This is a genomic window from Parasphingorhabdus sp. (genome assembly GCF_039977335.1).
Taxonomy (GTDB): domain Bacteria; phylum Pseudomonadota; class Alphaproteobacteria; order Sphingomonadales; family Sphingomonadaceae; genus Parasphingorhabdus.
On sequence record NZ_JBDWDI010000004.1, the window covers coordinates 1365474 to 1390583 of the forward strand.

Below are 25110 nucleotides of genomic sequence, written 5' to 3' on the forward strand. Positions count from 1 at the left end.
CCTGGGTCCCATCCAAAATAACTGGCGGTTGTACCGCGCTAATTATGGGATCATCTTAAGCAGGAGTTTCCGGGCGCTCTGCTAGCCAATTTGATAGCAAATATGCAAAACTGTGATATTCGCGCAACATTATAGCTGAGGCAAATCAGGAAACCGTTACGGAAACTAACGATAATGGGAATTGCTATGGCGAGCATGTTTACAGCCTATGTGATCTGAAATCAGGTTTGGAGAGTGATATTATGGGCCGGTTAGATGGTAAAATTGCGATAGTTACAGGTGCAGGTTCGGGATTGGGCAAAGCAATAAGCGAGACCTTTGCCAGTGAAGGGGCAAAGGTGGTCGTCACCGATGTTAATGCCGAAAGTGCCGAGGCGGTCGCCGCGACTATCGGCACCAATGCAACAGCTATGCATCAGGACGTTGTCGACCAGCAACGCTGGCAGGATGTGTTTGATGAGACCGAAAAAACCTTCGGAACACCGCATATATTAGTCAATAATGCCGGTCTGGTTATTCCCGCCACGATCGAGGATTGCACTTTGGAGCAATTTCGGTTGACCAATTCCATCATGCTCGAAGGCGTGTTTCTCGGCTGTCAGACAGCAGTGCGAGCGATGAAGGCCAATGATCAACCCAGTTCGATCATCAACCTCAGTTCCATGGCAGCACTGCAGGGTTATTCGCCATTCCTCGCCTATGCTGCGGCCAAAGGCGGCGTTCGGTCGATGACAAAATCGGTGGCGCTGCATTGCAAGGAACAAAATTACCCGATCCGCTGCAACAGTCTGCATCCCGCAGGGATCGATACGCCGATGGTACGGCAAGCCGCTGTGGGTGCAGAAGGTGATCCGACACCAGAAACCGGTATGATCCCGCTGGGCGGTCTCGGCCATCCTAATGATGTTGCGGAGCTATGCGTCTATCTGGCAAGCGATGCGTCTCGCTTTATGACGGCGGGAGAATATCCAGTGGACAACGGGACGCTGTATCAGCCAAGCTGAACGGTCATGCGTTGCCCGAACCCATCACGCGCGCCATTTCGCCCTGAAACTGGCCAAGATCGAAATAGTCGCGCCATTTAGCGATCTTGCCGTTCTCAATTTCGAACGTGCCCATCACGCGGATGGCGATCCATTCGCCATTGATCCGAAACTTGTCGGTCCGCTCCGTCAGCACGACATTCCCGTTGGTTGCGATATGGTGGGTTATCCATTCCGCGCCGTCGGACCCCATGCCGGAGCCTTCGAAAAAAGCGCGCACGGCTTCAATCCCTTCGCAGGGTTCCATCGGGATATTGTGGTAGAAAATATCATCCGCCATCGCCGCGTAGATGGAGTCATAGTCCATCCGGTTCCAGCTTTCGATGAATTCGACGACGATTTGTTCGGCAGCATTTGACATCGCGAAACTCCTTATTCCTCGGGTGAAACGTCCAGGATCATCTTGCCCTGATTGCCGCCGGAGAACAGCTTCATGAAGGCATCATAGCTATTCTCTATGCCCTTTTCGATGTCCTCATCATGCTTGATCTTACCCTCGGCCAGCCATTGCCCCATTTGCGCAATGCCTTCGGGGAAACGCGGCGGATAGTCGCGGACCAGAAAACCCTTGATCGTCGCCTGACGCGAAATGAGATACCATAAGTTGCGCGTGCCCACAGGCTCGGGACTATTATACTCGCTGATCAGACCGCACAGCACCACGCGGCCATATTCGTTGATCGACGCGATCCCGGCATCCATGATTTCACCGCCGACATTCTCCCAGATAATATCAACACCATCTGGCGCGGCAGCAGCGATTTCAGCTTCCAGCTGCGCCTGGCTCTTGCCGCGATAATCAATCGCTGCGTCAAAGCCATAATCGCCAGTCAGTTTCGCACATTTGTCTGTGCCGCCTGCGATCCCGACGACCCGGCAACCCTTGATCTTGCCGATCTGACCAACCAGCGAACCCACGGCTCCCGCCGCTCCGGTAACGAGCAGCGTCTCACCTTCTTTGGGTTTGCCGTCATCGATCATGCCGAAATAGGCGGTCATGCCGACCGCGCCCAATACCGAGAGGAAATTGGTTGGCGATGGGACCAGCGATGCGTCGACAGGCGCAGTAAAGCCGCCCGCCTGAACTACCGAATATTCCTCCATGGCGGCAAGGCCGACCACCCATTGCCCTGCCGGAAAATCGGGATTTTTTGAGGCATGAACCCGGCCGACAGCGCTGGCCGTCACTGCTGCGCCCAAGGCGATTGGTGGCATATAGCTTTCCGCATCGCTCATCCATCCGCGCTGGGCTGGATCGAGCGAGATATAGTGGTTGCGGACGAGAAACGAACCATCCTGCAATTCGGGCAAGTCTTCTTCGACCAGCGCGAAATCGCTGGGCTTTGGCTCGCCATCTGGGCGGCTAACAAGCGTGAATTTGCGGTTCTTGGTCATGGGATTTCCTCTGCTTAAATCTGATGCGATTTCTTTATTTTCTTGGCCAGCGACCATTTGTGGACCTCGGTCGGGCCGTCATAGACGCGGAAAGCGCGGACTTCGCGGAAGACTTGTTCGACAACCGTATCCTGACTGAGGCCAGTGCCACCCATAACTTGCACGCATTTGTCGGCAATGCGGAACAACGCTTCCGACACAGCGACCTTGGCCATCGAGCTTTCGGTTGTGCCAATGTCCCCGGTATCGAGCACCCGCGCGCACCAGTCGATCATCAACTCCGCCTGCTTCAGATCAATCTGGTTTTCCGCCAGCATGAAACCCACGCCTTCATGATCAACCAGCGGCTTGCCAAAAGCCTTGCGCTTGCAGGCATAGTCGGTGGCAATTTCCTGCGCTCTGTCACAACATCCAAGCCAGCGCATGCAATGGGTTAGTCGTGCGGGAGCCAGACGGACCTGCGCATATTTGAAACCTTCGCCGCTTTCGCCCAGCATCTGGTCTGCGGGCACCCGCAAATTGTCGATATTCACAACCGAATGACTGCCCGGCATCGAGCTGTCGATCGTGTCGAGTACCCGTTCGATGGTAATCGCGGGATCGGGTAAATCGACGAGGAACATGCAAGCGCCGTCTTCGGATTTTGCCATAACAATCCCGACAGTCGCACCCTTGGCGCCAGTAATGAAGGTCTTGCGGCCGTTTATAACCCAATGGTTGCCATCCGGCTTGGCGGTGGTCTGCATCATCATGGGATCGGAACCCGCGCCATTTTCGCTGGCCGGTTCGGTCATGAAAAAGGCCGAGCGCGTGGTGCCCTCGATAAGCGGCTTGAGGAAATGTTCTTTCTGCTCCGGCGATGCGCATTTGCCGAGCAGATACATATTGCCCTCATCCGGCGCGAACGTGTTGACCGCTAGCGGGCCGAGTGGAGAAAGGCCGGATTTGCGCAATACCAGAGCCGTTTCGAGATGAGTCAGATGACTGCCGTCGTCGCGAATATGCGGCGTAAGGACACCGGCTTCTTTTGCCAACGCGCGCATTTCCTGCACCAGCTCATCCGTCGGCCCATGATCCTCGCAGCGCGGGTCTTTTTCAAAGGCAAAAATTTTATCGCGGACGAAGGTTTCGACTTTTTCGGCTATGGTCCGGGCTTCGGCGCTGATTTCGTGGTTCAATTGTTTTCCTTTTAGAGCTTCGTCATGCTGAATTTGATTCAGCATCCAGAGTTGCAGAGCACAACGCTAAACGCTCTGGACCCTGAATCAAGTTCAGGGTGACGGTAATGACAATCAACGCTGCAATATCGTGACAGCCGAGACACCCGGCGCGCCATAAACCTGCGTGTAAGCGGTCTTCGGATCACCCTGCACCTGCCGTTCGCCTGCGGTTCCGCGCAACTGCACGACATTTTCATAGACCTGCCGTAAACCGGATGCACCAATGGGCTCTCCGCACGCCAGACAACCACCATCGGTATTGACCGGTAGCGCCCCGTTTATCTCGGTGCGGCCCTCGATCAGCCATTTTTCCTGATCGCCATGGGGACAGAAACCGTTTTCCGCCATGTGCATGATCTCTGCGCCGGATTCTGTATCCTGAAGCTGTGCGACATCAATATCTTCCGGTCCCATGCCCGCCTGCTCGAAAGCTGCTTTGGCGGCGAGTTCAGTCGCGGTACCGCCGCGCTCATTATCTATCGACGCTGCAAAAACCTCAAACGATCCCGGCGGACGCGTGCGCATGACCGAGGTCTTCAAACGGATCATCGGTCCGCCCAGTTCCTTAGCCTTTTTCTCGCTGGCGAGGATCAGGGCAACAGCTCCTTCGGCGGGTGAACAGAACATATATTTGTTGAGCGGATCGCTGATCATCGGCGCGTTCATGATGGTTTCGAGATCCACCTCGCTGCGCCGCCACGCGTGATCGGTCTTCGCGCCATTGCGAAAGGCTTTTTCCGAAACCCGTCCCAGTGCTTCCCGGCTCAAGTTATTTTCGTGCAGATAACGCATGATCTTCGCGCCGAAAAACTGTGTCGTCAGCATATAGCCGGCTTCGCCATACCAGTTCGGTAGCCCATAAGCGCTCGGGTCCGCGTTAAACGCACCACGGGGGTGCTTGTCGAAACCGACCGCCATGCCGAGTTCATATTCGCCGGACTTGATTGCGCTGGCTGCTGCATTGAGCGCCGAGCCGCCAGTCGCGCAGCCGTTGGAAACATTGATAAACTGGATACCGGTCAACCCCAGTTTCGACACCATGGTATCAGCGGCGCCCGAGGCAGCCGAGCCGCCAAAAGCAAATTCGACATCTTCCCAGGCTATGCCGGTATCGGCCAAGGCCTGTTTGACGGCGTAAACGCCCTGATCCATGCCGTCACGGCCCTCTGTCCGGCCAAAGGGATGGATACCCGCGCCTACAATACATACGTCGCTCATTGTATTTTCTCCTCAAACAGGCTGGAAAGCGTGGATCATTTTTTGTTCACTGGCCGCTGCATCCGGGTCCAACGGGATGGCTGTCAACTCCACTTCCATTCCGATTTTAACATCTTCCGGTTCCACACCCGTCAACCGCGATTCCACCATCGTCTGGCCCGGCAGCGACACATAGGCCACGACATAAGGCTTGAACGTCTCCGGATCGGCCGGACCAGCATAGGGCGTTTTCGGAGGGAAACGCTGAACTGTGTAGGTCCAAACCGTACCGCGGGAGGCCAAGGCTATCGGCTCAATATCATCATTAGGCGTCAATGGCAGCGGGAAGAATATCTGGCCCGTCTGCTTGTTCCGCGCGCCGACCAGGGCCGTCATATTGTCATCTGTAAACAGATTATCTGCGATTGGCTGTGCGCCCATTCGCCCTCTCCTTTTCTATGCCTTAGCATTAGGCCAAAGCCAGTCGGTCAATAACTGCCAAAACGGCTAGTTAGAAATTTGATAGCTGGTCGGATTAATAGCCGGGATGCACGGCGAGCATCCCCCCGTCCACGAGCAGATCGCTGCCAGTAACAAAACCCGCATCATCGCTGGCCAGATAGACCGCTGCCCCGGCCATATCCGCGCCCTCGCCCATACGGTTCATCGGCGACATGGCCGCGACCCGGTCATAGATATCCGGCACCACCTGTTTGGCCGCATCGATAATCCCGGTATGGGTGCCACCGGGAACGATATTATTGCAGCGGATATTCAAACCCGCTTGCGCACAATGCACGGCCACGGACCGCGTCAGCATCCGCACAGCGCTTTTCGAGGCCGTGTAGGTCACGTCACCCGGCAACGCCGCAAAGGCCGATGTCGAAGCGATATTGATGATCGAACCACCCGATCCGCCGGGATTCTGCTTCATCGCCTTAATCGCATTCTGACAACCCAGCATCACGCCGGTCAGATTAATACCCAGCAAATGATGCCAGCTTTCCAGATCAATATCCTCAATCGATTTTGCCGCCACGATCCCGGCGTTGTTGACGAGGACATCGAGACGACCAAATTCTGATTGTGCCTTGGTCACCACAGCCTGCCAGCCTGCTTCGCCTGAGACATCCTGCTCCATGAAAAGCGCACCGGCCTCGTCAGCAACCTTTTGACCAAGCTCGACCTGAACATCGGTGGACAGCACCTTCGCGCCTTCTTCGGCAAAGCGCTTCACCATCGCCGCACCAATCCCGCTGGCACCGCCCGTGATGATCGCCGTTTTTCCCTGCAACCGCTCCGTCATGTCATTTCTCCTCAAGTCCCTATCAAATTAGGGAGACGCCGATTTGCTCCCTGCGCCTCTATTATTCATGTCATTCTTCAGAAAGGAAGCCAGATGCCAACGCCCGAACATATGACCGATGTCGTCCACCGCTATCTGGCCGCCATTAATGCCGGTGACATGGAAGCGGTTATGGAGCTTTTTGCGAACAATGCCGCGGTTGAAGATCCGGCTGGTACAGAACCCAAGACGGGTCCAGCTATCCTGACCTTTTACCAAAATGCGTTTTCTGGCGGCGCGAAAGTGGAACTTACCGACAGCATCAGAATAAGCGCCAAGACCACGGCATTCCCATTTCGCGCAGCCATTGGCCAAGCGGATGGCAAGGTCCTTAACGTAGAAGTGATCGATATTTTTGAATTTAACGAGGCTGGTAAAGTCGAAAAAATGACAGCCCATTTTGGCCCAGCCAATATCACGATGAGCGAAGGCTAAGCCGTCTGCCAACGGCTCAATAGCCGGAGCGCTTCGCCAACCGGTCGGCATGAAAACCGGCATCACCGAACATTTGCTGCGCGACATGGACACGCTTGAAATAGAGACCGACATCATATTCGTCGGTCACACCAATGCCGCCATGCATCTGGATCGCTTCCTGGGTGGATAGCTGTGCTGTCATGCCCGATTTAGCCTTTGCCATCGAACAGGTAGCGGACGCGCTTTCAAAATCATCGTCCAGCAATTGCAGCGATTTCAATACTGCGGATTTGGTCATTTCGATTTCCGTCGCCAGATGCGCGGCGCGGTGCTGCAACCCCTGAAACGAACCGATTTTCTGACCAAATTGCTCGCGTTCTTTCAAATAGTCAGTGGTGATCGAAAAGGCCTGTTGCGAGGAGCCTGACATTTCTGCGCCCAATACGGCGCGGCCGGCAGCTAAAATTCCTTCGAGGGCTTCATAGCCCTTGTCGACTTCACCTAATATATCGTCGCCAGTAACCGCTAGCCCATCCACCTTGATGTTCGCCGCATTGCGGCTATCTATCATAGGTGTTTGGGTGCGCTCTATTGCATCCACATCTGCATCGACCAAAAACAAGGTAATACCGGATGGGTCATTGGCTTCGCCTGATGTACGGGCCGCGATAATCAACTTATCGGCGACATGACCATCAACCACAAACGTCTTTGAGCCTGACAATATATAACCGTTACCATCCTGGGGGGCTGAAAATTCAATATGCTCGGGGCGATGGCGCGGTCCCTCGTCAACCGCTAACGCAAATAGGCTGGAGCCATCGCAAATTTTTCCAAGATGCTCGTCTTTTTGCTTTGCCGTGCCATAGCGCTGAACGGCGGTTGCGCCCAATACAGATGTCGAGAAAAACGGCGAAGCTGTCAGATTTCGGCCCATTTGTTCGGCAAGCACACCAGCGCCAACATAGCCAAATTCACTGCCGCCAAATTCCTCGCCCACTATGATTCCAGCCCAACCCATGTCGGCCATTTCTTTCCACAAATCACGGCAAAACCCGTCCGGATTCTTGCTATCCCTAACCTCGCGAAACGCAGCAACAGGCGCATTTTCGGTCAAAAACCCATTAGCCGCATCTTGCAGCATTTCCTGTTCTTCGGTGAGAATTAGGGACATATCTATCTCGCCTTCTTACGCGCTGGGCAAATCCAAGACGCGCTTGGAAATGATGTTGAGTTGAACCTCGGTCGTGCCGCCAAGGATGGAATAAGCGCGATTGTAAAGCCATGTGTTAGCCAGACTGCCATATTCAATGCCGTCCGGGCCAATTGTCGCCGCCTTCGTCCCACCAATGTCCATACGCAGCTGACTGCCCTTCTTGGTTAGTTCAGACGCGGTATATTTCAGCATGGACGATTTCGCACCAAGCCCGTTCCCGGCATTGGCCTCGTCATTCATCCGTTCAACCGTCAAATTATAGGCCCAGTCGTCAATTTCGGCCTGCGCAATTTTTTGCCGTAAAGCCGGATCATCGAGCCGCCCGGTTGCGTCCACGCCGATTTCACCAGCAGCATAACCGCCAAGATTTTCCGGCCCGGTAGCCCCGCGAAGTGGCGACATCGTGCCCAGCATGCCGCGTTCATGAACCAGCAGGTTTTTCGCCACGTCCCAGCCACGATTGACCTCACCGACGACGGACAAATTGTCGTCGCCATAAGCTTTCGGAACCTTCACATCGTCAAAGAATGTTTCGCAAAAGGGCGAATGACCGGAGATCAAGATGATCGGCTTTACGCTAATCCCTTCACTCGCCATATCGAGCAATATGAACGTAATGCCTTTATGTTTCGGTGCGTCGAAGTCTGTACGAACCAGACAGAATATCCAATCGGAAATATCCGCATTGGATGTCCAGATTTTCTGACCGTTGATCAGCCAGTGATCGCCCTTATCCTCACATTTAGTTTTTAGCGAAGCGAGATCGGAACCCGCACCCGGCTCCGAATAGCCTTGGCACCAGCGAATTTCACCGCGAGCAATGCCGCCAAGATGCTGCATTTTCTGTTCATGTGTTCCGTAAGCTAGCAAAGCGGGGCCGAGCATCGATATACCGAAATTGCTAAGCGGTTTGCGCGCGTTGATCCGGTCGCGCTCTTCGGTGAGGACTTTGGCTTCATCTGCGGTCAATCCAGCGCCGCCATATTCTTTTGGCCAGGTCGGAACCGTATAGCCTTTGGCCAATGCCGCTTCGAACCAGCGTTTCTGGGCATCGGACTGGAACTCCCACTGACGGCCACCCCAACACTGATTCTCTGCTGTAATGTCGCCATCGCGCATTTCTTCCGGGCAGTTTTCTGCCAACCAAGCCCGTGTTTCCGCGCGAAATTGTTCCAGATCGCTCATAATTTGCCTCTCGTAATCAAACAGTCATATTGCAGACGGCGAAGGGCTGGCACTGCGCAAATAGTTAGCGCAAAAAATAGACCAGCCCAATGGCTTGTCAGTCCAGCCGCAACATTTGCTTCCCGAAATTCTGGCCTGCAAATAGCCGTTTCAGCGTATCGGGAATATTATCGAAACCCTCCTGAATGTCTTCCTTGAAGGTGATTTTGCCTTCCTTGATCCATTGCCGCATGCGTTTCTGTGCTTCGGGATATTCACTCATATAATCGAGCACGATGAAACCAGACATCGTTCCGCGTTTAAAGATCAAGTTGAAATAATTTTCCGGACCGGCGGGCATATCGCCTTTCTCATAGCGGGAAATACCACCGCAAATCACAACGCGGGCGTGCATAGCGATATGGGCCAGAGCATCGTTTAAAATCTTGCCGCCGACATTGTCGTAAAAGACATTGATCGACTGATTGCAAAGCTCTTTCAGCTTTGCTCGAACGTCCTCGTTTTTATAGTCAATCGCATGGTCATAGCCGACATCCTGCGTCAGCCAGTCGCATTTTTCTTTACCGCCCGCGATGCCGATCGTGCGGCATCCAGCAATCTTGCCGATCTGACCAACCATGGACCCCGTTGCGCCCGCTGCGCCTGAAACAACCAACGTGTCGCCCGGCTGCGGCCGGCCATGTTTCAGCAATCCGAAATAGGCGGTCATCCCGGTTGTTCCCAGCGCGCCAAGGTTGGCACCGAGCAATTCATCATCCGGCACTTTGTTCAGTTCGCTACCCGGAACCATCGCGTAATCCTGCCAGCGCAGCATGCCCATGACCTTGTCGCCAGCCGCAAATTTCGGATCACGGGACTCGACCACGGTTCCAACGCCACTCCCCCGCATCACTTCGCCAATTTCGGTTGGCGCAACATAGCCGCCAATATTTTCCATCCAACCTTTTTGGGCAGGATCGAAGCCGAGAATCTCATTCTTGACCAGCACATGGCCTTCGGCAACTTCTGGAACCGGCGTCACGACTTTCTTGAAGTCATCGTCCACCAGCCCGCGTCCTTTTGGACGTCCGTTGATCAGCCACTGTCTGTTGTCGGTCATTATCTTCTCCCGTTACGCAATAAGAGCAGCTTGATAGATCACCGATAGACCAAGACATAACTGGCAGCTTTGATAGCAGTCAAAAAGATAGCGAATTTCCGATTCTATGGCATATCGAGCCTATGAAGAAATTTTTTGCCTTCGCCGTCTTGCTGATCCTCCTGCTAATCGGGGCCGGTTTTCTGATCCGCGCCTCTCTCGGTTGGAATGACGGAATGCGCGAAGCGCGCTCGGAAATTCACGCGACAACGCTCAACGGAAAACTTTACGTCGCTGGTGGTATCGGTCTGTTCCGTGTGCTCGATAGTTGCGAAGCGCTGGATCTGAAATCGAACAACTGGTCAGGATGCGGCAAACTGCCGCGGGCCTTGCATCATGTCGCGATGGCGGCAGATGAGCAGTATGTCTATGCATCGGGGGGATATGTCTCGCTGCCCTTCAAGGCCGACCAAGATGCCGGGCTTTTCCGTTATGATCCAGGCATCGGCACATGGACGGAGATCAGCAAGCTGCCGCATCCGATTGGCCAGCATGCCATGGTCTATTTCGGCAGCTCGCTTTATCTAATCGGCGGTCAAGATGACGGGAAAGATCTCGATTCTGTCTGGCGTTACAATATCGCGACTGACAAATGGTCAGCCATGCAATCCATGCCGACAGCGCGCCATTCCCACGCCATCACCCGCGCCGGACCGCTAATATATGTGACCGGCGGACGCAGTGCTGAAGCTGGCACCGAAATGAAGCGAGTCGACGTCTATCATGTGACCGAAGACCGATGGGATAGTTTGCCCGATATGCCGATCGGGCGTGGCGGGCACGGCGCCTTTGCCAGCGGCAACAGACTGCATATATTTGGCGGCGAGTCGCTCAGCGCGGGGAAAGTTCTTGCTGATCATCACATATTGGATCTTGAGACACTGCTATGGTCTGCCGGAGAACCTGTCGATCAACCGCGTCATGGCTTTGCGGTCAGCGACAGGGAAATATCGGGTGGCCTGACAATAGTTGGCGGCGGCGCACTGCCCGGAATGGAGACCATTTATTCTGTAACTGGCACGGCTCAGACACTGGCCCTCAAACCACCGGGATCAGCATCTGATACTACCGAATGATAATCAGGGGAAGAGAACGAAAATGAGAACCAGCAAAGATGAAGGCGTTCTGCTCTATGCATTTACTTGCGGCTATATCACCCTGCCGATGAGTTTCTTTCTCGACGGCGAACCGGGCAAAGCCAAGGTTCCAGCCTGCGTCTTCCTGATCGACCATCCCAAAGGTTTGGTGCTGTTCGATACCGGCTTCAGCGACCGCTTTGTTGGAATGGAAAAGGGACTCGGCAAAATTGTCGACATGCCCGAAGGTGAGAGCGTAGCGGATCGATTGCGCGATCTGGATATTGATCCGACCCGTATCGATTATGTGATCAACTCGCACCTCCACATTGATCATGCTGGCGGTAATTCCCTTATCCCCGACGCGACAATCGTCGTACAGGGGCCTGAATGGGATTTTGGCATAACCGGCGAAGATACCGCCTATGACTTACAAGATTTCGATACAGGTCAACCGGTAAAGCGGACTAGCGGCGAACATGATCTCTTTGGTGACGGCACCGTGATCATAATTCCAACCGCTGGGCATACGCCGGGTCATCAATCCGTGCGGGTCAAAACCGCAACCGGTAAGGCCGTACTGGCCGCTGATTGCTGCAATATGCGGCGATCTCTGGATGAGATGCATTTGCCCGATCATTGTTACAATGTGGACCAATATCGCGGATCGCTCGAAAAACTCTCCCAGCTACGGCGAGACGGAGCGCGGATTTTCTATGGTCATGATCCGGATTTCTGGGCCACAATTCCGCAGGCGCAAGCACTGGATCTCAGTGGCTCTGGCGCAATCTGACAAACCGCCTACTCCCTATAACAATAGTGGCGAGCGCCCCTGCCTGCGCTATGAAGATTTCAGAGCAAATTCCCCGGCAGAGGGCAATTACCAAAGGAGCGAAGCCTTGAGCGATACACAGATGGCAGACAAAGATGTCATGATCGACATTTTCACCCGAGCAGACCTGATCATGCAGTCGGATATCAAATTCCGAAAAATGATCGGTGCCGGGCAGTTGCAAATCGTCTATTATCCCGTGCGCGGACAGGAAGTGGTTTCTGCCGCGATGATGGCGGCGGTCAATCAGGAAGACTATCTCGTCACGATCTATCGCGGTCTGCACGACCAGCTCGCCAAGGGCATTCCTTCCAAGGACCTTTGGGCGGAGTTTGCAGGCAAAATGGCTGGTACCTGCAAGGGCAAAGGCGGTCCTATGCACATTACACATCCTGAGACCGGCGTGATGGTCACAACCGGTATTGTCGGATCGGGTATTCCGATTGCCAACGGCCTGGGTCTGGCGAGCCAGCTCGAAAAAGATGGCAAGGTGACGGTATGCTGCTTCGGCGATGGCGCATCCAATATTGGCGCTTTCCACGAAGGTTTGAACATGGCGCAGGTCTGGAAGCTGCCAGTGATTTTCCTTTGCCAGAACAACCTTTACTCCGAACATACACCAATGGCTTTTGCTACCAGTTCCGAGACAATTAAACAGCGTGGCGATGGTCTCGGCATGCGTTCGGTGCGGGTAAACGGAAATGATGCCAGCGAAATGTATGCAGCAGCAAAAGAGGCTGTCGAATATGCGCGCGCCGGAAACGGACCGACATTGATCGAGGCAATGACATTCCGCTTCCACGGTCATTTGCTCGGCGATACGGGCCACTATATTCCTGAAGCGGAAATGGAGCAGGCGCTGAAAGACGATCCGATGCCGATCCTGCGCCAGCAACTGCTCGACATGCAGATTAGCGAAGCGGATATCGCCGCGATTGAAGCGAAAAATACCGCGATTATTGACGAAGCCGCCGAATTTGCACTCGCCGCGCCTTATCCTCCCGGGGATGAATATCGCATCGATGTTCTCGATGAGGAGATTGCAGCATGAGCGCCAAGGAAAAAAGCGACGCCCCAGCAGAAATCATGTTCGCACAGGCCTGTAACATGGCGATGGCCAAAGCGATGGCCGATGATCCCAAAGTCATCCTGATGGGTGAAGATATTGCCGATGAACAAGGTGGCGGGGTATTCAAAGTGACTCTCGGTCTGTCTGAAAAATTTGGCACAGACCGCGTTCGCTCAACGCCTATTTCGGAGCAGGCAATTGTCGGTGCTGCGGTAGGTTCGGCATTGGTCGGATACAAACCGGTCGCGGAAATCATGCTGATGAACTTCATCACCGTGGCGATGGATCAGATTGTCAATCACGCGGCCAAATTGCGCTTCATGTCCGGCGGACAGACGAGCGTACCACTGACCATTCGTACCACCACCGGCGCAGGCACCGGCCTTGGCGGGCAGCATAGTGATATGCTCGAAGCATGGCTGGCCCATGTTCCCGGTCTGAAAGTCGTTGCGGCTTCCAATCCGGCCGATGCCTATGGCTTGCTCTATTCTTCAATCATGGATCCCAATCCGGTGATCTTTATCGAGAATACACCAACTTATTTCACCAAGGGTCCAGCGCCCGCACCCGATCATGTCGTGCCTCTCGGCAAGGCATCCGTCCCACGCGAAGGCAGTGATATCAGCCTGATCACCTATAGCCGCGGTGTTGGCGCCTGTCATGCGGTTGCCGAGAAACTGGCTGGTGAAGGCATTTCCTGTGAAGTGGTTGATCTGCGCACCATCGCGCCATTTGACGAGAAAACCGTGCTGAAAAGTGTCGCCAAGACCAAAGCTGCGGTTGTCGTACATGAAGCGGTGAAGAATTTCGGCACCGGTGCTGAAATCTCCTCTCGCATCCATGAAGAATTATTCTCTGAACTCAAGGCTCCAGTGGGCCGGGTTGGATCGGGCTATGCGCCGGTTCCTTTCTCTCCCGCTATCGAAAAAGCATGGATGTTCAGCGAAGATGATATCGAACGCGAAATTCGCAAAATATTGGGGTAAAAATGGCTACGGAAATACGCATACCGAAATTAGGCTTCAGCATGGAAGTTGGCACGCTCGCAGAGTGGCTGGTACCGGATGGCGCAGACGTCACCGAGGGCCAGGATATCTATGCTCTGGAAAATGATAAGTCGACGCAAGAAGTGGAATCACCCGCAACCGGCAAGCTCAAGATCATTGTCAGCACGACGGGCGAGGAATATCCGGTTGGCGAGCTGATTGGGACGATTGAATAATCATCAGTGAAAGGGGTTTATCAAAGCCCTATCAACATTATTAGTAATGTTTGGTTGACTGCAAAACCAAACAACGCGACAAGTATCCCAAATCGAGGGCCCAAATGTAAGGGCTCCGTGGAGGACAAGCGTTACCATGGCCGAAAATTTCGTCGCAGAAATACCTGATGTTTCAAAGGCTACATTCCGGCGGAATGTAGACAGCGTTACCATCACCAGCGCGGCGGAAATCCGTCCTGCGGCAGAAGCGATCCACAAAATCGCGCAATCTTATGGCTTCCGGATTGCCGTCAGTGCGGACATCTCGTCAAAAGCCCATTTGGTGGATGCCGAGGGCGAGCTCATCAACAAGGATATTTTCGGCTGGGTCGCAGAAGGCGAACGCTGGTGGGAAGATACAAGGTTGGCGCTCAGTTCACCGCTGCCCCGGGCCTGCCGCTATGAAAGCGAGCCGATCTGGTGCAATGCGGACGGCTTTCACGGGCATTGGCAGAATGAATATCTCGATGAGATTGATCTGAAGGATTTCTACGACAATGGCGCCACCGCCAAATCTGCCATCCTGATTCCGGTCCATTTACCTTTTGGTCAGATCGCAGCGGTTAGTTTCACACCGATAGATTATAGTGTCACTGATTTAAGCGAGCCTTATCGGATTTACTCGGACTTCTTGTCCATCGTCACCAGCCGTTTTGTCACAGGCTATGTGCTGGCCATGCGCAAGAAGCACCGGATGCCGACCAATTGCATCCTGTCGAAACGCGAAGCTGAATGTCTGCATTGGGCGGCCATCGGCAAGACCGACAAGGAAATCAGCATGATCCTGTCACTCAGCCATGCGACGATCCGTTATCACGTCAATCGGGCTGGGCAAAAGCTTAACAGCGTCAATCGCGGCCAGACGATCTTTAAGGCTGGCCAGCTCGGTTATTTGGGCGCGACCGACTAGCGTCCGTTATTTGCGTAGCAACGCAAACACACCGGTCATCGTCATCAACAACCGGTCTTCGGCGATAATTTCCCCGTGGCAATAAGCCGTCCGCTTGCCCTTGCGATCAATATGCGCGTGGGCCACGACCCAATCCCCCAGTTTCGCACCGGTCAGGAAATTCGTATTGAGATTGATCGTAGCAATCGGAAGGCGAGGTTTCTCGCTGACAAAAAGTTGATAGCTGAGCGCGACATCGGCCAAAGTTGTCAGCACACCACCATGAGCTACGTCAATTCCGTTAAGATGACCTTCCGCTATGCGAATACCGACCGCAATATGATCAGCCTCCTTACGCGTAAAATACGGGCCAGCAACATCCAGGAAACCAGTCGAGAAACTAGCGGGTTCAAATCCTTCCGGAACAGATGTCAAAGCCTTATTCAGCCGCTTGCAGCTTCGGACTTTTTGGCGGCTCTTCGCTATTCAACCATAAATCCAACGTCTCATGAAAATGACGCAGTTTTGATTCCTGATAGCTGGCAAAGATAGAAACGCCATGCGGCTGATTTTTCACGCCCTTTTGCATCGCTTTGTGATTGATATAATCCTGATTGAACACCTTGTTCAAATAGCTGCCAAATTCGGTTGCTTCCGTATAATCATCGTGCAGATCAAGGAACGTGCATTTTGCTGGTTCCGGCCGCTCGGCACCTTCCGGCAGCGCCACCATGAACATGACTTCATGCAGAGATTGCTCCGGATTATCCCCGTCAGGACGGAAGCGATAAAAAATCGGATTATAGTCCGCCCAAGGACTCATATTCGGGAAAACGCTGTAGAAGATCGCATCGGTTAAATCGGCGTCACTAATCTTGTCGACGTCATCGCCCCATGTCGGACGCATTTCTTCCCGCCTTGCCTGTGCCGCCTCGTCGCGCATCATATGAGCCGACACGTCGGTAAATACCATCGGCATATCTTCTTCTTCTGGCGCAATTTTACCACCGATCCAGTTACACATATGGGGGTCAGCGGATTTCAAATCGCCTTCGATATAATTGGCTTCCATGTCGAAAATACCACTTTTGCCATTGGGCAAAGAGACCTCAACCCGGTTTTCTTCGAGCCGTTTGAACGTATGCTTGCTGATCGGATGAATAAAACTCTGAAAAGCCTTTTGATCGGGAAAGGCGGTCGGATCCGGATTTTCAAGGTCTGTATGCGGGCTTGGCGCACCGTGAGCAGACATAGCGCGCGACACATTAGGCCATACGTCATATTTACTATTCGCATCAGCAAAAGCAGGCATTAGCTCGGGATGCGTGCCAACCACATGATAGGATTCCATAAACGCTTCCTGCGCAATTTTCCAATTGCACGGCAGACGCTTGACCATATGTGCGGCCTTGTAACGGCGCTCAAACGGTACCTGAAAATGCCGGTCCAAGTCGCCGAGAAAATCCTCCAGTGGTTCGCAATCACGATCCGGGTTGATAAAAACAAAACCGCCCCATTCGCCAACGCTGATTTCCTTCAGACTATGTGTTTCTTCGCTGACGGACGGAAAATCCCACTGGCAGGGCACTTCTTTTAGCTTACCATCCAGTTCCCACGACCAACCATGGAACGGACAGCGCAGCGCTTTCTGACCCTTTTTATGATTGTCGCAAATCGCGCGGCCACGGTGCATACAGCTGTTGGGATAGGCTTTGATCTCGTCTTCGGATACGCGCACAACGATGAACGACAATCCGGCAATATCATAGACATGCGTGTCGCCAACGTCCTTGATATCATCTTTGTGGCAAGCCATTTGCCAGACCCGTTTCCAAAGCATTTCCACCTCGCGGTCATGCTCTTCCTTGGTCCAGTAGCGACTGACTTCAACTTCGGTCAGGCCGGGTTCCATGGGAGATTCTTCAAAATACACTTCGGGAGCGCGCACTTTGTCGCCTTCCAACAGCTCGGTATAGGAAATGCCGTTTGACCGATTATGACCCGTTAATGTCTCGACCATTATTTTCTCCTGAAAACTAAACTTATTTGCCGTCAGACTACCGCAAGAAGTTGCAAACTCCACTAGTGAATCTGGCAGCCTGCTGAATCGATCAGGCCGATTGGCGCCAGTGAATTTCGACGGCAGAACCTAATGTTTTTGAGAGGACCGTTCGACCCTGTTACCTGTGTATCTTCGTCGCAACGAGGCAGCACCGAATCTGTCCAAAAGGAGAGTAAACCCGTGAAACTTTATTCCAGCCTAGGTCCCAATCCTCGGCTAGCCCGCATGTTCCTGGTGGAAAAAAACATTGAGGTGGAGCGAATCCATCTCGACATTATCACCGGCGAAAATCGCAGAGACGATTATGCCACAAAAAATGTCATGCAGACGACGCCGACGCTGGAGCTAGATGACGGAACATTGCTGAGCGAATCCACGGTCATCTGCGAATATCTCGAAGAGATTAAACCCGACCCCGTGCTGATCGGATCAACAGCAGAAGAGCGTGCGGAAACAAGGCGCTGGGCACGCCGCATTGATCAGGAAATCGCAGTACCCATGACACTCGGCTTTCGCGGTGGTGGAGGCCGGCCGATGTTCGAACCGCGCATGAACGTGGTCAGCCCTGAGGCCGCCGCTGAGTTATCAGCCATGTCGGATAAACATTGGCTGTGGCTCGACGGCCAGTTGGGCGACAAAGATCATATCTGTCACGGCATGTTGACGCTGGCAGACCTTGTTGCCTTTTGTTTCATCAAATTTGGCGGCACCGTAGGATGGTCGTTGCCAGAAGGCGCTGATAATCTGGCGCGCTTTGCGGCAAAGATGGAAGAGCGGCCCTCAGCGGAAATCTGGCGCGGCGAAGAATGAGCACTTCTCCCGCTACTTTAGCCAAGCTCGGCACGATCATGCAGATCAGTTACGTGCCCGATGATTATGATGCTGCACTCGATTACTGGACTCAGAAAATGGGCGCGGGTCCGTTTTTCCATACCGAAGGCGTGCAGGTCGAGAATGTCAAATATCGTGGCGAACCATCAGATATCCAGTTTTCCATGGCCATCGGCTATTGGGGCGATGTGCAGGTCGAATTGATCCGGCCTGACAATGATGCCCCATCCATGTTCAAGGACTGGCGCGCCAAGGGCCTGCAAGGGGTGCAGCATCTCTGCATCATCGTCGATGATTTGGCCGAAGCGCGTCAAATTACCGAGAGCAAAGGCGGCGAAGTGATTCAGGAAGTCAGCCTGCCCGGCGGGGTCGGAGGCGCTTTCTATGCTGATTATGGCGGCGGTCCCGGCACGATCATCGAATATCTGCAAATCCCGCAAGCGGGCCTCGATGGCTTTGCGGCCATGCGTCAGGCCCATCTCGACTGGGATGGCACAAGTAACCCTGTGATCGGAAAAGAATAGATGAGCGATACACCACCAGAACGCCGCCCGGACCAGAAGCCGATTAAATGTGTGCTGGTTGCCGCGGGCAAATATCACGACATTGATTTTGCTCGGCTCGAAATTTTGAAGCTGCTTGCCGAAGATGATCGCATTCGGGTTCGAGTATTTGAAGATTATGAAAATCTTGAAGCCATCAAAAACGCCGATATTCTGATCAGCTATACCTGCGATCTGTTGCCTAGCGAAGCGGCGCAGAAAAACATTCAGGCCTTCGTCAATGGCGGCGGACAATATTTTGCGCTGCATGGCACCAACAGCGTGCTCAAGTTTCTCGAAGACGGCCGGGTCGATGCGCCCGATGATATGCCCACCTTTGTCGACACATTGGGCAGCCGGTTTCTGTCCCATCCGCCGATCATCCCTTTCACCGTCGACAATGCCCAACCCGATCATCCATTGGTCAAAGGCATTCCCAGTTTTGAAACGGTTGACGAGCAATATCTCGTCGAAACCCGAGCCGAAATCGACGTGCTGCTGGACACCGAATATAATGGCACCGACGATATTAGCGGTTTCGTGCATAGCGACATTGAAAAAAGCCGCCACCCGGTCTTCTACATCCGTAAAATGGGTGAAGGCGCTGTGCTTTATCTGACCATGGGCCATTGCCGCGGCCATTATGATATGGATCCGGTGCTGGACTGGTGGCCTGAAGTGGATCGTTCCGGTTGGCAGCAGCCGATTATTTATGACCTGCTCCGCCGCGGGATCAACTGGTGCTGCCAGCCCGCTATTTCAAAATTCTAAAAGCAAAATTCTAACCCTGAACATCACTTAAAGGAGAGCAAAAATGGAATTAGGACTGAAGGGCAAAAAAGTCATTCTCACAGGCGGTAGTCGCGGACTAGGGCGCGCTGCGCTGGAGCATTTCGCAAAAGAAGGCGCGGATGTCGCGTTTTTCTCGCGCAATGCGGAACAGGTCGCAGCTGCCAAGAGCGAATTGGAAGCCCATGGCGGGAAAGTCTTTGCTGAATCATTCGATATGACAGATGCTGAGGGCTATCCAAAATGGCTGGAAAAAGCAGCTGGCGAACTCGGCGGTTGTGATATTTTCATCCACAATGTCAGTTCTTCCGGTGCCGGCGGAACGGGTGACTGGGACATGACATTCAACACCGACATTATCGGTGCGGTCAAAGCGATGGAAGTGCTCGAACCACATCTGGAAAAATCAGACGATGGCTCGGTGATCTTCATGTCATCGACCGCTGCGTTTGAAACATTCGTGGCGCCTCAGGCGTTTAACGCGATGAAAGCGGCGCTGATCACCTATGGCAGTCAGCTAAGCCAGGCGCTTGGCCCCAAAGGCATAAGAGTCAATATGGTGTCTCCGGGCCCGATTAAATTCCCGGGCGGCAACTGGTCCCAAATCGAAGCGGGCATGCCTGAATTTTATGAGATGACCAAAGCAGGCTTTGCTCTGGGCGACTTTGGCGGTGCCGATGATGTGGCGCGTAGCGTTGTGTTCCTCGCGAGCCCTGCGTCCAGCTATACCACAGGCGCACATCTCGTCATCGACGGCGGCTTTACCAAGCGCGTCCAGTTTTAAAACATTTAATCCTCTCCCCTCGAGGGAGAGGAAACGGAGACTTGGCAGCTTGCTGCCTAGTCGAGTTGGAGAGGGGGTTGGCTTGGCGCTTCCTCTCGACCCCTCTCCAAGATTTTCTAGTCAGTAAACTGACAAGCAAATCTGTCCTCTCCCTCAAGGGGAGAGGATGAGTTTGTCTAATTAACCGCCCGGTCTTTTCCTTCCCAATAAGGCGCGCGCAATTCGCGGCGCAGGATTTTCCCTGATGGATTGCGCGGCAGTTCCGGAATGAAATCCACAGACTTCGGACATTTGAACCCGGCAATATTGGTCCGAGCATGGGCAATTAGATCAGTCTCCGCAATTTCCGCGCCGTCTTTTAACACGACACAGGCTTTGACAGCCTCTCCCCATTTTTCATCAGGCACACCGATTACCGCGACATCCGCAATGGCCGGATGGCCGTAAATCGCATTTTCAACCTCGGCCGGATAAATATTTTCCCCGCCGGAGATGATCATATCCTTCACCCGGTCATGGATATAGAGATAGCCATCCTCATCAAAATAGCCCGCATCGCCGGTCCGCAGCCAGCCATCGGCATTGATGGTCGCTGCGGTGGCTTCATCCATGTTCCAATAGCCTTTCATATTGAACGAGGAGCGGGTGGCAATCTCTCCCACTTCGCGCGCAGCGACTGTGTTGCCGTCATCATCGATAATCTTGACCTCAACACCCTGTAGCGGTTTGCCGACCGAGCGCATTTTGTCATTCCCGTTCGGATCATGGTCCTCAGGCGGCAGCGCCACAATCGTTCCCGATGTTTCGGTCATGCCGTACATCTGGATGAACTCACAGCCGAACATGTCGATGCTCTGCTTCATCATTTCCAGCGGGATCGGTGACGCGCCATATGAGATATATTTGAGCTTGGAAAAATCGACCTCGCCGACCCTTGGATTGTTGAGCAAGATCTGGATCGCGGCTGGCACCATGAAAATCTTGCTGATGCCATATTGCTCAATGAAATCAAGCGCCTGTGCGGGATCATATTCGCGCACCACAACCGCGTGGCCGCCGCTGTACATATTGCCAAGGCCCGACCCCGTGCCGCCGATATGGAAACACGGCATGGCCAGAAGCATCGTCTCACCCGGCTGCGATCTCTGCCAGTCGGCCAGATCATCGTCGGTCAGCTTGGCCCGCGCGCCAAAAATCGAATAGCCGGTCATGATTGCACCCTTGGGATGGCCAGTCGTTCCGGAGGTGTAGAGTTGAAGGGCGTCATCATCTGGCGCGCAAGTCACCATCGGATCAACATCCGGAAACCCGTCACGCCAGGCCGGATAACCAGCAAATTCCTCGTTCGCCTGTTCCGAACAGAAGATGGTTTCGACATATTCAAACTGCGGCTTTATCTGCTTAACCAGATCAACAAATTCCGGCCCAATGAACAGGATCTTGGCTTGGCAATTGTTGACGATGTAAGTAACTTCCGGACCAGCCAGTCGCCAGTTCACCGGCGTCATCACCGCGCCGATCTTTGCCGCACCCAATAATATCTCGAAATAGAGATGGGAGTTTTTGCCCATATAGGCGATCCGGTCACCCTTGGTTACACCCAGCGAAGCCAGCGCATTGGCGGCTCGACTGCTTCCCGCATCGAGCTGGGCATAGCTCATCTCTTCACCTTCAAAGGTGAAAACGAGCGCGTCGCCCTGATCCTTGGCTTGGTGCCGGATCACATCCGCTACGGTAACAATTTCTTCTTTCAGCATGGTCCTGTCCTATTCTGGCGACCCTCATCGTGGCCGATTCTCACATCTCTATCTAATCGCCGCAGCGGCGCAAACAGCCTAGCATATTGACTAGCCGTCTTGGCCGCACGCTTGGATTAGGATTGGTTTATGCGCGACTTAGCCCTCCATCAAATTACTATGACCAAGGGCGGGCCAAACGAACTTGTCCGGTTCGCGGCTAGGGCTGGACTCAAGAAAGTCTGCCTGTTCACCGCATCACCGCTGACAGCAGATGGTGAGCGGATGTTTGCGATTGTGGAACCATCGGACAAAGCAGTGTTTCAAAGCCAGCTCGCCGATAATGATGTGTCGATTATCAACGCGGAATATTTCCCGGTCATACCCGAAGTCGATGTTACCGGATATACAGCAGCACTGGAACTGGCAGCTGAGCTGGGTGCGAAACGCGCCGTCACCCATATTCATGAGGCTGATCCTACACGTATCGCCGATCAACTCGGTAGGCTGTGTGCAATGGCTAGTGATTTAGACATGGAAATCGGACTGGAATTTACCGGTTTTGCGAAGGGCTGTGACAGCCTTGAAAAAGCGATGAACTTGCATCGAGCCATGAACCAGCCGAACTTGAAGATCGCTATTGATGCGCTGCATTTGTTCCGGACAGGCGGAACGCTCGATCAGCTAAAGGCCGTCGATCCTCAGATTATCGGCTATGCCCAGATATGCGACGGTCCGCATTTTCGAAAATCTGACGATTATGTCGAAGAAGCCATGAACCGAATGATCCCCGGCGAGGGCATGTTCCCGCTTCGCGCATTGATTGACCTCCTCGGCCAGCATGTCGACTTAGACATTGAAGTACCCCACTATGCTTCTGCGCCACATTTCGATGCAGAAAATTGGGCTCGAGAAGCAATAGCGGCAAGCAAGACATTATTAGAATGATCGGAGACCGTAATGACTCATGATGATTTGATCGACCGGGCAAATATAACCGACCATGTGCTAAAATATGCCACCGGCATCGATCGGCACCAGTGGGAGCTATATCGCTCGATCTTCGCGGACGAGATCACACTCGATTTTTCCAGCTGGTCCGGAGATCCGGCCAGTAAAATGCCGGCCGACGACTGGGTTGCCGGGGTGCGAGGGACGCTGGAGCCGTTTGATGCGACCCAACATGTGCTGACCAATTTCGTGGTCACCCTCGACGGCGATAGCGCCACCTGCACCTGCTATATGGCCGCCCATCATCATCTCGTCGTCGATGGCGACCGGCAGATGCATAGCATTGGCGGCTTTTATGTGCACGAACTGGAGCGAACGGGCGGTGGCTGGCTGATCCACAAAACCCAGCTCAATGTGACATGGGAAATGGGCGATCGCGGCCTGTTTGAACTGGCCGCCAAGCGCGGTGCGGCATCGATGGCCTGAAGCGGTTGCGTCCTGCACAATTGATGCTAAGTTGTCCGGACAAATTTAACGAAGGATCAGCCTTATGTTTCTCACCAGCCTCTCCGCTTTGGCTCTCGCCGCCGGATCGCCGCAGACCCTTACCCTGGGCGAGCAGTTGCCGGGCGTCTTCACTAATGAGGAACAGGCCTATTTTGAAAAAGATGCGGGCCGGACTCCGCCGCCATGGATCGCACTGAAAATTGAACAGCGAGGTTCCGGGCTCGTCGTCACCCGCACGGATGCCTTCGGCAAAGCGGTTGCGGCACCACTCACGGGGCTTGCTGCCACAGGCGTGCATCGCGACAGCCTGACATTGGGCAATTGTACCCGCAATTTTGATCGCACGGACACGGGCTGGGTCTATAGTAAGCTACAAAATAGAATGGCCTGTCGTCAGGATTATCAAATTACCGGCGTCAATGCCGACGGGCTGACCCTGCGTTTTGCCGATGGCACCGAAACCCAGCTGAAACGGGCCCGTCCGGTCGAATGCTGGGCCGCCGCGAAGAAGACCGAACCCAAGGCAGATGGCAGCCCGGACTGGCTGTTCGCCCAGAAATTAAGCCTGCATGATCAAGGAGGACGGGTCATGGTTGGTGGCGGAGACAGTGGCGCCGAACCGCTGATCCTGCGCATGCGGGCGGTCTATTGGCCCAAGCCCAGCACCAACCGCCCAAGCATGGTGCTCTATGTCCATAAGCCTGATAATCCGGATAGCGCCGTCAGCTATAGCTGGGCCGATATCAATGCCAGCCGGGTTGGCTTGAACCTGCGTTGGATGCAGGCTAGCTGCACGATTAAGGGTGCAGAGCGATCGTCCGATGTAACGAGCAAAAATTTCCGCGGCTGATCATCTGGATGGCGGCGCGAACAACGCTGCATCAATCTCCGCATTCACTGTGGTCTCTGTCCAAAAAACCTCATTGGATTTGCGCCCGTCATAATAGAGCGTGACATGGCGCGCCTGCAGCCATCGCGGATCTGCAAGGCTCACGAAATCATCATAGACCCGTAGATGCCAACCCTTTGGCGTGCGAAAGCCCATGGTACGGATCGCATGGCTTTGCTGATCGACACCAAATAGGGTCTTGCCGCCCTTTGGGTCGGTTAGCTCCACCATATAGATCGCATGGCCGCCCACATCATCGTCCGGCAAACGGGTCGCGACAAAGCCGGGTTTGTCAGCCTGCCGGATGATCCCGAAACCGAAATTGCTCGCCCAGAACTTATCAGCCTCCGCCTTGGGTGTGATCCCGCGCTCGGTCCACGTGGTCTCTCCATCATAGCCGACTTCGAAAATTAGTTTTTCCGCGTTTTTCGCTATGATACGGACTTTGCCATCCGCGCCATGAGCGACGGTACGGCCGGGATCAAATACGCGCCACATCCGATAATCGCTCGCCTTGGTGCGTGGTTCGTGGCTTTGAGGCCCATAGAAAACGGCATAACCCGATAATGTTAAAGTCCGTGCATTAGCCCAATCATCCCCGCCCGCCGCTTCCCGGGCCATCGCCAATATCAAGGCACCATTGGGCTCCGTTTCTGCGGCAGATAAAGGATGTGCGATCATTACCAGAAAGAGCAGCGGCAATATCAACAGATATCGTATCATAAGAAGCACCTTC

28 protein-coding genes are annotated in these 25110 nt (G+C 53.9%); 15 read left to right on the plus strand and 13 right to left on the minus strand.

Features of this window, described 5'->3' with window-relative positions:
• The first annotated feature begins 242 nt into the window (after positions 1 to 242).
• Positions 243 to 1004 carry an SDR family oxidoreductase gene (locus ABJM21_RS13890; protein ID WP_348300593.1) on the plus strand — a complete coding sequence of 254 codons (762 nt, stop codon included), beginning with the start codon at positions 243 to 245 and terminating at the stop codon, positions 1002 to 1004.
• A 4-nt stretch (positions 1005 to 1008) separates the two neighbouring features.
• On the opposite strand, the gene ABJM21_RS13895 is transcribed toward ABJM21_RS13890, so the two are convergent.
• From ABJM21_RS13895 to ABJM21_RS13920, 6 genes are all read right to left on the minus strand, one after another.
• The gene (locus ABJM21_RS13895) at positions 1009 to 1404 is read right to left on the minus strand and encodes a limonene-1,2-epoxide hydrolase family protein (RefSeq protein WP_348300594.1); all 396 of its coding nucleotides are present in this window, start codon (positions 1402 to 1404) and stop codon (positions 1009 to 1011) included.
• Positions 1405 to 1415: 11 nt separating this feature from the next.
• Positions 1416 to 2438, minus strand: coding sequence for an NADP-dependent oxidoreductase (locus tag ABJM21_RS13900; RefSeq protein ID WP_348300595.1), 1023 nt, complete (start codon positions 2436 to 2438; stop codon positions 1416 to 1418).
• Between the two features lie 14 nt (positions 2439 to 2452).
• Positions 2453 to 3661, minus strand: a complete 1209-nt coding sequence (locus ABJM21_RS13905; RefSeq protein WP_348300596.1) for an acyl-CoA dehydrogenase — start codon at positions 3659 to 3661, stop codon at positions 2453 to 2455.
• A 69-nt stretch (positions 3662 to 3730) separates the two neighbouring features.
• Positions 3731 to 4876, minus strand: coding sequence for a thiolase family protein (locus ABJM21_RS13910; protein WP_348300597.1), 1146 nt, complete (start codon positions 4874 to 4876; stop codon positions 3731 to 3733).
• 12 nt (positions 4877 to 4888) lie between these two features.
• Positions 4889 to 5296, minus strand: coding sequence for an OB-fold domain-containing protein (locus ABJM21_RS13915; RefSeq protein ID WP_348300598.1), 408 nt, complete (start codon positions 5294 to 5296; stop codon positions 4889 to 4891).
• 94 nt (positions 5297 to 5390) lie between these two features.
• Positions 5391 to 6161, minus strand: a complete 771-nt coding sequence (locus ABJM21_RS13920; RefSeq protein WP_348300599.1) for a glucose 1-dehydrogenase — start codon at positions 6159 to 6161, stop codon at positions 5391 to 5393.
• 93 nt (positions 6162 to 6254) lie between these two features.
• Between ABJM21_RS13920 and ABJM21_RS13925 the strand changes: the two genes are divergently transcribed.
• On the plus strand, positions 6255 to 6635 hold the full coding sequence (locus ABJM21_RS13925) for a nuclear transport factor 2 family protein (RefSeq protein WP_348300600.1): 381 nt from the start codon (positions 6255 to 6257) through the stop codon (positions 6633 to 6635).
• A gap of 16 nt (positions 6636 to 6651) precedes the next feature.
• Here ABJM21_RS13925 and ABJM21_RS13930 read toward each other — a convergent pair whose 3' ends face one another.
• The 3 genes from ABJM21_RS13930 to ABJM21_RS13940 form a co-directional block, all read right to left on the minus strand.
• Entirely contained in the window at positions 6652 to 7791 is a 1140-nt protein-coding gene (locus ABJM21_RS13930) for an acyl-CoA dehydrogenase (RefSeq protein WP_348300601.1), read from the minus strand.
• Positions 7792 to 7806: 15 nt separating this feature from the next.
• Positions 7807 to 9018 carry an acyl-CoA dehydrogenase family protein gene (locus ABJM21_RS13935; RefSeq protein ID WP_348300602.1) on the minus strand — a complete coding sequence of 404 codons (1212 nt, stop codon included), beginning with the start codon at positions 9016 to 9018 and terminating at the stop codon, positions 7807 to 7809.
• A 97-nt stretch (positions 9019 to 9115) separates the two neighbouring features.
• Positions 9116 to 10117 (minus strand): NADP-dependent oxidoreductase, encoded by a 1002-nt coding sequence (locus ABJM21_RS13940; RefSeq protein WP_348300603.1) that lies wholly within the window; start codon positions 10115 to 10117, stop codon positions 9116 to 9118.
• A 122-nt stretch (positions 10118 to 10239) separates the two neighbouring features.
• On the opposite strand from ABJM21_RS13940, the gene ABJM21_RS13945 reads away from it, so the two are divergent.
• From ABJM21_RS13945 to ABJM21_RS13970, 6 genes are all read left to right on the plus strand, one after another.
• The gene (locus ABJM21_RS13945) at positions 10240 to 11232 is read left to right on the plus strand and encodes a kelch repeat-containing protein (RefSeq protein ID WP_348300604.1); all 993 of its coding nucleotides are present in this window, start codon (positions 10240 to 10242) and stop codon (positions 11230 to 11232) included.
• Between the two features lie 22 nt (positions 11233 to 11254).
• Complete coding sequence (locus ABJM21_RS13950) at positions 11255 to 12025, plus strand: N-acyl homoserine lactonase family protein (RefSeq protein WP_348300605.1); 771 nt, start codon at positions 11255 to 11257, stop codon at positions 12023 to 12025.
• Positions 12026 to 12131: 106 nt separating this feature from the next.
• Positions 12132 to 13115, plus strand: a complete 984-nt coding sequence (locus ABJM21_RS13955; RefSeq protein ID WP_348300606.1) for a thiamine pyrophosphate-dependent dehydrogenase E1 component subunit alpha — start codon at positions 12132 to 12134, stop codon at positions 13113 to 13115.
• Complete coding sequence (locus ABJM21_RS13960; RefSeq protein ID WP_348300607.1) at positions 13112 to 14119, plus strand: alpha-ketoacid dehydrogenase subunit beta; 1008 nt, start codon at positions 13112 to 13114, stop codon at positions 14117 to 14119. Before ABJM21_RS13955 ends, ABJM21_RS13960 begins: the two co-directional genes overlap by 4 nt.
• A 2-nt stretch (positions 14120 to 14121) precedes the next feature.
• Positions 14122 to 14355, plus strand: coding sequence for a biotin/lipoyl-containing protein (locus tag ABJM21_RS13965; protein WP_348300608.1), 234 nt, complete (start codon positions 14122 to 14124; stop codon positions 14353 to 14355).
• 136 nt (positions 14356 to 14491) lie between these two features.
• Positions 14492 to 15304, plus strand: coding sequence for a helix-turn-helix transcriptional regulator (locus ABJM21_RS13970; protein WP_348300609.1), 813 nt, complete (start codon positions 14492 to 14494; stop codon positions 15302 to 15304).
• 6 nt (positions 15305 to 15310) lie between these two features.
• Here the strand turns inward: ABJM21_RS13970 and ABJM21_RS13975 are convergent, their stop codons facing one another.
• A complete protein-coding gene (locus ABJM21_RS13975) occupies positions 15311 to 15718 on the minus strand; it encodes a PaaI family thioesterase (protein WP_348300610.1) in 408 nt (135 codons plus the stop codon).
• 4 nt (positions 15719 to 15722) lie between these two features.
• Entirely contained in the window at positions 15723 to 17303 is a 1581-nt protein-coding gene (locus ABJM21_RS13980; protein ID WP_348300611.1) for an aromatic ring-hydroxylating dioxygenase subunit alpha, read from the minus strand.
• Positions 17304 to 17525: 222 nt separating this feature from the next.
• Between ABJM21_RS13980 and ABJM21_RS13985 the strand changes: the two genes are divergently transcribed.
• Genes ABJM21_RS13985 through ABJM21_RS14000 form a run of 4 tightly spaced genes read left to right on the plus strand, consistent with a single transcriptional unit; the run spans position 17526 to position 20291 of the window.
• On the plus strand, positions 17526 to 18155 hold the full coding sequence (locus ABJM21_RS13985) for a glutathione S-transferase family protein (RefSeq protein WP_348300612.1): 630 nt from the start codon (positions 17526 to 17528) through the stop codon (positions 18153 to 18155).
• A complete protein-coding gene (locus ABJM21_RS13990) occupies positions 18152 to 18700 on the plus strand; it encodes a VOC family protein (protein WP_348300613.1) in 549 nt (182 codons plus the stop codon). The genes ABJM21_RS13985 and ABJM21_RS13990 overlap by 4 nt, the downstream gene beginning before the upstream one ends.
• Entirely contained in the window at positions 18701 to 19489 is a 789-nt protein-coding gene (locus tag ABJM21_RS13995) for a ThuA domain-containing protein (RefSeq protein ID WP_348300614.1), read from the plus strand.
• A gap of 43 nt (positions 19490 to 19532) precedes the next feature.
• On the plus strand, positions 19533 to 20291 hold the full coding sequence (locus tag ABJM21_RS14000; RefSeq protein ID WP_348300615.1) for an SDR family oxidoreductase: 759 nt from the start codon (positions 19533 to 19535) through the stop codon (positions 20289 to 20291).
• A gap of 176 nt (positions 20292 to 20467) precedes the next feature.
• Here ABJM21_RS14000 and ABJM21_RS14005 read toward each other — a convergent pair whose 3' ends face one another.
• Positions 20468 to 22048, minus strand: a complete 1581-nt coding sequence (locus ABJM21_RS14005) for a fatty acid--CoA ligase (RefSeq protein WP_348300616.1) — start codon at positions 22046 to 22048, stop codon at positions 20468 to 20470.
• Positions 22049 to 22177: 129 nt separating this feature from the next.
• On the opposite strand from ABJM21_RS14005, the gene ABJM21_RS14010 reads away from it, so the two are divergent.
• The 3 genes from ABJM21_RS14010 to ABJM21_RS14020 all read left to right on the plus strand — a co-directional run bounded on the left by ABJM21_RS14010 (position 22178) and on the right by ABJM21_RS14020 (position 24335).
• Positions 22178 to 22975, plus strand: a complete 798-nt coding sequence (locus tag ABJM21_RS14010) for a sugar phosphate isomerase/epimerase (RefSeq protein ID WP_348300617.1) — start codon at positions 22178 to 22180, stop codon at positions 22973 to 22975.
• 12 nt (positions 22976 to 22987) lie between these two features.
• On the plus strand, positions 22988 to 23464 hold the full coding sequence (locus tag ABJM21_RS14015) for a nuclear transport factor 2 family protein (protein WP_348300618.1): 477 nt from the start codon (positions 22988 to 22990) through the stop codon (positions 23462 to 23464).
• A 64-nt stretch (positions 23465 to 23528) separates the two neighbouring features.
• Positions 23529 to 24335, plus strand: a complete 807-nt coding sequence (locus tag ABJM21_RS14020) for a hypothetical protein (protein WP_348300619.1) — start codon at positions 23529 to 23531, stop codon at positions 24333 to 24335.
• Here ABJM21_RS14020 and ABJM21_RS14025 read toward each other — a convergent pair whose 3' ends face one another.
• Entirely contained in the window at positions 24336 to 25097 is a 762-nt protein-coding gene (locus ABJM21_RS14025) for a hypothetical protein (protein ID WP_348300620.1), read from the minus strand.
• Positions 25098 to 25110 lie beyond the last annotated feature (13 nt).